Genomic DNA, 7,007 nt, shown 5'->3' with positions numbered 1-7,007 from the left:
TTACAAATCGCCTATCAAGTCCATAATGTCATCGAGTTCTTCCAGAGAGAGCTTCTTGTCCACAAAATCACTCGGTGTTAACTCAGAATCTTTCTTTTGTATACAATGTACAATAATAGCGTTCAAATGAAATTGATAGAGTCCCATGAGCTTGTCTATCGTCGTTTTGTGATACTCATGGCGATTGTAATTCATATAGATAACCAGCTCTCCACCGATAATCTTGGCATAGATATCTAACGGGTGCATGCGTTCGGCATGTGGTCCTAGCACTCTACCCTCTGGTAGATTCGATGGCGTGAACAGATCATTGTCCAGATCGGCATCGAACTGTCCCAAATAATTGAACACAACCTCGGGCTGGAGTGTGAAATCGATGTCTCGTTTGTGCTCGGTCTCTGTGAGATGCTTTAAGATGGAATACCCGATTCCTTTAGAAGGAATAGCACGAATCATTTCTTTGACCAGCTTGATCTGCTCCGCCAATTGGCCCGATTTGGTAGCAGGCAGGACGACTGGGAAAAGGGTAGTGAACCAACCTACCGTACGGGAGACATTCAAGCCTTTGACAATCTCTTCTCGTCCATGTCCTTCCAAAAAGACCCTCACATCGTTTGCCCCTGCCCATTCCTGCATCGCCATTCCCAAGGCAGTCAACAGAATCTCTTGTGTTTCCGTTTGGTAGGCGTGATTTGTATGGCGCAGTAATTGTTCAGTCTCCATTTTGGATAAACGAACCGACGCTGTTATCGTCTCCATTTCGGTCTGATAAATGGTCTCCTGATCCTTTGGCAATGGACGAGTCGGAATGGATTCGACTTTTTTCCAATAAGCTAGTTCGTTTACAAGCTTCTTGCTATTGGCTACGTTTTTTAGCTCTTTCGCCCATTTTTGATAGGAATGTGTTTTTTCCGGTAAAGCAATTGGATTACCTGAAGCTACTTGTTGATAGGCGGTTCGGAAGTCTTCCAGAATGATGCGCCAGGAAACACCGTCAACAACCAGATGGTGAATCGCAAAAAGCAGATGGTCACCTACTCTTGTCTGGAAGAGCGCTACTTGAACCAGCGGTCCCTCCTGAAAATTCATGCTGGCTTGCAGGCGGTTTGCTTCTTCTTCCACTTTGTTTCGAGCGTCCAGCTCTTCTGTAAAATCAAACACATGGAATTCGAACAGATTACCATCGTCGCCCCGGTTAAACTGGACAAATCCCTCATCCGATTCGGTAAAACTCATGCGCAGGGCATCATGATGAAGCACAAGCGCATGTAGAGACTCCATCACTAGTTCGCTATGGAAGCCCTCTTGGCTGAAAATCATCATTGCTTGATTCCAGTGATGTCTGCTTAATGTAATCCGTTCAAAGAAGTAGTGCTGGATTGGGGTAAGTAAGACAGGCCCTGTTACCAGTCCCTGATCGATTGTGATACTCTCGGAAATGACAAACGGTGCCATTCGTTCGATCGTCGGATATTTAAACAGATGATTGACTTCCATCATGAGATTCATCCGTTGCAGACGAGACGCGATCTGCAAACCCTTGATCGAATCTCCACCAAGCTCGAAAAAGCTGTCTTGAATCCCTACCCTCTCGATGCCAAGTACTTCTCCCCAAATTCCGGCAAGAATCTCTTCCATTTCGGAGCGTGGCGCTACGTATTCCACTTCGCTTCCCACACTTCCATCCGGTTCGGGCAGGGCCTTGCGATCCAGCTTACCGTTGGATGTAAGCGGAAACTCCTTCATGAGAACGAAGTGGGCAGGTATCATATATTCTGGCAATTCACGGCGAAGCAGGTCGCGCAATTGACTGACTGTCCATTCCTTCACAGAAAGCAGATAGGCGCACAAGTATGCCTGATTGTTCTGGTCGGTTCGGGCCATAACCACCACATCATGAATGGACTCTTCCTGAATCAGTTTGCTACGAATTTCATCCAACTCGATGCGGTATCCACGAATTTTTACCTGATGGTCCATCCGTCCGAGATACTCGATATTGCCATCCTCACGATAGCGTGCCAGGTCGCCTGTTCGATAGATACGCTTACCAGCCTCTAACGGATGGGCAACAAATTTTTCCGCTGTCAGCTCTTCGTTATTCAAATATCCTCTCGCCAAGCTGATTCCGGCAATACAGAGTTCGCCCGGAACGCCTATTGGCTGCAATTGTCCGTACTGATTGACGATATGCATTCGATAGTTGGGCAGCGGCTTTCCGATGGGCACAGGACTCTCCAGTGAGTCTTTTTCGAGCGAATAGCGGGACGTATATATGGTCGCTTCTGTTGGCCCGTAAATGTTTTCCAATTTCACATTCGGCAGTACCTCATATACTTTTGGCACAAGATCATCTGGCATCGCTTCCCCGCAAGCAAGGATGTACCGCAATCGGTTGGCTTCGTTTCGCCCCTCCAGATATTCGACGAATGGAATCAACATGGATGGCACGAAATTGATGTGAGTGATCCCTTCTTGGAGTACCGCTTGCCATATTTCTTTGGGATTCTTCTCCGCCTCTGGTTCGAGAATCACCAATCTGCCATTCCCAGGAATCCACCCAAAAATTTCCGCTACAGAGATATCAAAAATGTAGGTCGTCTTCAGCAGGAATGCATCTTCACACATGAGCGGATATTCATCCTGCATGGCATGGAGGACATTGAGCAGCCCCTCGTGTTCAATCATCACGCCTTTTGGCTTCCCGGTTGAGCCCGATGTGTACATGACATACACGAGGTCCTTCGGCTTGTTAACCAGCGGTAGATTGCTTGTATCTGGGGAAAAGCTACTCTCGCTGTTCAAATCAATAACATCCGCTGAAAAGCTTGCTTTTTCAACAAAACGGGACTGTGCTACCACCATCTTGGCGCCGCTATCTGTGAAAATGTAGGAAATGCGGTCAGCTGGACTGTTCGGATCGATCGGCAGATAGGCTCCACCTGCTTTCAACACGGCGAAAATGGCCACTATCATCTCGAAGGATCGTTCCGATATAAGCATCACCAGATCGTCTGGTTTCACCCCTTTTGTACGGAGGGTATGTGCCAGTTGATTTGCTCGTTCGTTCAGCTCTCGATACGTCATGCGCTGTTCGCGGAGTACCAATGCGATCTTGTCAGGTGTAGCAGTAGCCCATTCTTCTAACAACTGCATGATCAATTTGCTGGGATATGTTTTGAATGTATCGTTTACCCCTAGAAACAAATCGAGGCGTTGCGCTTGGGTCATGAGTTCAAAAGCTTTAACGTGCTCCTCCAAACCGTGAACAGCTTGCAAAAGGAGATGTTCAAACTGCGCAATCATACGGTGGATCATGCTTTCATCAAACAACCGTGTGTTGTATTCAAAAACAATGTGCAGCTCGTTCTCCCGCTCCACTGTTTCAAGTGTCAGGTCGAACTTGCTAATCCTGTTGTTGATATGACGCGTGTTGTTTTCCAACCCTGTTTCCGGTGAGCTTTGCATCATGAACATCACATCAAACAGGGGATGACGATTCCCTTCGCGTTTTGCGCCAGAGCCTTCGAGAATTTTATCAAAAGGAACGTACTGGTTTTGCAAAGCAGACAAAAGCTCTTGCTTTACCTGTTGCAGGTTATGTAAAAAGCTTGCTTCATGGTCAATCGAGAGAAGAAGTGGCAAGGTATTAACGAACATTCCAAGTATCTCTCGCGTATCTGGATGCTGTCTGCCATCTGTTACGGTACCTAGTATGACTTGCTTGCTGTCGTTATTCATTTTGGATAGCCAGACAGATACGATCGTGAGCATCAGCATATAGAGGGTTACATCATGTTTTGTTGCCGTGGTCTTGAGCTTTCTAGTGAGTTCTTTGTTTGCGCGATACGTGATAGTAGCTCCATCAAATGTCAGTTGCGGCGGACGTTTTCGTGTAGGAAGTTGGACTACGGGAAGATCGCCCTCTAGAAGGCTTTTCCAGTAAGCAGCTTGCTGTTTGAATTCCTCACTTGAATGCCAGTCGTTTTGCCATCGCGCAAATGATTTATAGGTATTTTTTAAAGGGAGAAGCTGCTGTCCTTCGAGTAAAGTCTGTAATTCCCGTAACAAAATCGACTTGGATAAGCCATCCATGAGGATGTGATGAGAGTCGAGCCAGAGAACCTGTTTGTCAGGAGTTTCAATGATTCCAGCCCGGAGTAATGGCGCTTTCGCCAGATCGAATGGCTTAATGTGCTCTGCAAGTAGGCTGTGTAGCCCCTCTTCTGTACCCGTTTGACGGACAAATGATAGCTCGGAGAATGTGACAATTCGTTTTACAATTTCGTCTTGATACATGTGATACGTGCTTCGTAATCCTTCGTGGCGCATCACCAGCTGCTGCAAGGTCATCTGGATATGCTCCACATCTACGGATTTGGGAAAGTCAACCGTGAATGTCACATTGTATGCGATCGACTCGACATCCTGCTGCTGGATGATGTACATTCGTTTCTCCACCGCGGATGTTTCGTATTCTTGTTGTTCGATCAGCTCCTGCAATGGTTGTATGTTCGTCTGCTCTTGCTCTGTGAGCAAACGTTTCAATTGGCGAATGGTTGGATGCTTAAAAAGCTGGTCATATCTCAAGTCGAATCCGATATTCTTGAACTGGGAAATGAGCTGCATGGCCTTGATCGAGTCCCCACCGCATTCAAGAAAATGGTCGTCGATTCCCACCTGCAAAATTCCGAGCACGTTGCTCCATACCTGAGCCAATTGTTGTTCAAGCTCATCAGTAGGCGCGACATAATAGTCCCTCAGCAGTTCCTCATCTTCGCGTACATCTGGCAATGCCCGCCTGTCTACCTTTCCATTCGTGGTGAGCGGTAGAGTCTCCATGTGAACAAAGTGCGTCGGGATCATGTAATCAGGAAGATCATTTCTGAGCCATTCCCTCAGCTCGTGAAAAGGGATTTCATCAGGAGCAACATAATAGCCAACTAAGTATTTGCGGCCATCCTCCCGTTCTTTGGCGATAACTGTTGCCATTTCGACCAATGGATGATTCATGAGGAAAGGCTCAATTTCTCCTGGCTCGATCCGATATCCGCGAATTTTTACCAAATTGTCGAGGCGGCCCAAAAACTCGATGTTCCCGTCAGGCAACCAGCGTGCTCTGTCTCCCGTACGGTACATGCGCTCGCCCGTCTGCGGATGAATGATGTATTTCTCAGCGGTCAAATCTGGTCGGTTCACATATCCTCGTCCCAACCCTTCACCGAGGATAAATACCTCGCCTGCTACCCCAATCGGTTGTAATGCCAGCTTTTCGTCCAAAATGAAGAGGTAGGTATGAGCGATAGGCTTGCCAATCGGAATGCTCTGGTATTGCTTGTCCACCTCAAAAATAGTAGCAGCAATCGTGCACTCTGTCGGTCCATACATGTTGTGAAGCTTGTAAGCACCGCGCCGATCAACCTTTTTTAGCACATCCCCGCCTGTGAGCATCGCTCGAAAAGAACGGTTATCCATCTGCATGAACTGTTCAGCTGCTCCTGTCGGAAAAAAGCTGATTGTAATGCCTTCTTGGTTGCAATAATCATTCAAGGCAATCAGATCATACTTCAGTGCAGTTGGCACGATGTTTAATGAAGCGCCCGTGAGTAAATAGGGAAATATTTCCAATACAGACCCATCAAATGAAAAACTGGAATAGACAAGTGCTTTATCTTCAGGGTTTACTTCGAAGTACTGGCGATGCCATTCGCAAAAATTTACTAGGTTGCGATGCTCGATCATCACGCCCTTGGCCAAACCTGTTGATCCCGATGTATACATGACATAGACGAGATCTGTTGATCGATTGACGTGCGGTAGATTTTCTTTTCTGTCGCTGAAACTACCAGGGTCACACACGTCGATCACTTTTATTTCGCAGATACTTTTCGCCTTCTCGACAAGGGGAGTCTGTGTCAATAAAACGGGTGCGTTACTGTCGTTTAGCATGTAAGCAATTCGTTCATCCGGATAATCCAGATCGATAGGGAGATAAGCTGCTCCTGCTTTTAGAACGGCGAGAATACTTACAAGCATGTCCAGTGATCTGTCCATCATGAGCGCCACTTGATCATCAGGCTTAATTCCTTTGGCACAAAGGTAATGGGCTAACTGATTGGCTCGCTCATTAAGCTGTCTGTATGTCAGGGACTGGTCTTGGTATATCGCTGCTAGACTATCCGGTGACACTTCGACTTGTCGTTCAAACAACTGGTGGTAGGTTTTATCGCTCTGCATCTCTACTTGTGCTCGTTCTCCACAAAAACGCTTTAATGCCAGCAGCTCTTTTACGGTGGTCATATTCAGGTTTTTGTAGAAATCTCGGTCTTTTTTGTAGTGAATCGATCCACCAGATGGTTGCGGAAATGGTGTGATCCGCCCACTTACAATATTCTCCCACTCTCGGATGAACAGGTCTTCAATCACCTGATTCGCTTTGTTGTAACAATCGATCAGGGTATCTTCGTCATCAAAAGCAATCTCTTCCTGAACAAGGATATTTCCGGTATCTACGTTCTCGTCTATGAGGTGTAGCGTAACCCCTTTTGGTGTCTCATCCCAAATACTCCAGAAAACAGGGTCTCTCCCCTTGTTCCAGGGCAAGAGGGATGTATGTAGATTGATAATGCGCCCTTTGAAACGGGATACGATTTCCTTACCCAGAATATAACCGTACGCGTAACTGACAATATAATCGATTTCTTCAAAATATTCGGTTTGTTGCTCCCATTTTTTTTGGCACACGATGACTTCGTGGTTTCTTGACTCCAAAAACTGCACAATCCTGTTTTCTTTGCTCATGAATGTTGTTAGGAATAGTATTCTCAAAAAAACATCACCAGCATTTCTCATAATTTCGTTGACAAAAAGTTGACTTCGATTGAAAATCGTTTTAGATGGAAGTTGTTCCACATTTTTACTTTTTGTTACATGATTTTACATATAACTCAAAAATATGGTCTTTTGCAAGAGGTTGTATGTAAATTTTTAAATTTTTTTGTGCCCAA

At 46.0% G+C, this 7,007-nt stretch carries 1 protein-coding gene; it reads right to left on the bottom strand.

The window, feature by feature from the left end; translation table 11 throughout:
* Entirely contained in the window at window positions 1-6,828 is a 6,828-nt protein-coding gene (locus ACKKE8_RS15905; protein WP_409178986.1) for an amino acid adenylation domain-containing protein, read from the bottom strand.
* Window positions 6,829-7,007 lie beyond the last annotated feature (179 nt).

It is taken from the genome of Brevibacillus fortis, assembly GCF_046196545.1.
GTDB classification, from domain to species: Bacteria; Bacillota; Bacilli; order Brevibacillales; family Brevibacillaceae; genus Brevibacillus; species Brevibacillus fortis_A.
This window is presented reverse-complemented; position numbering and strand designations above follow the sequence as displayed.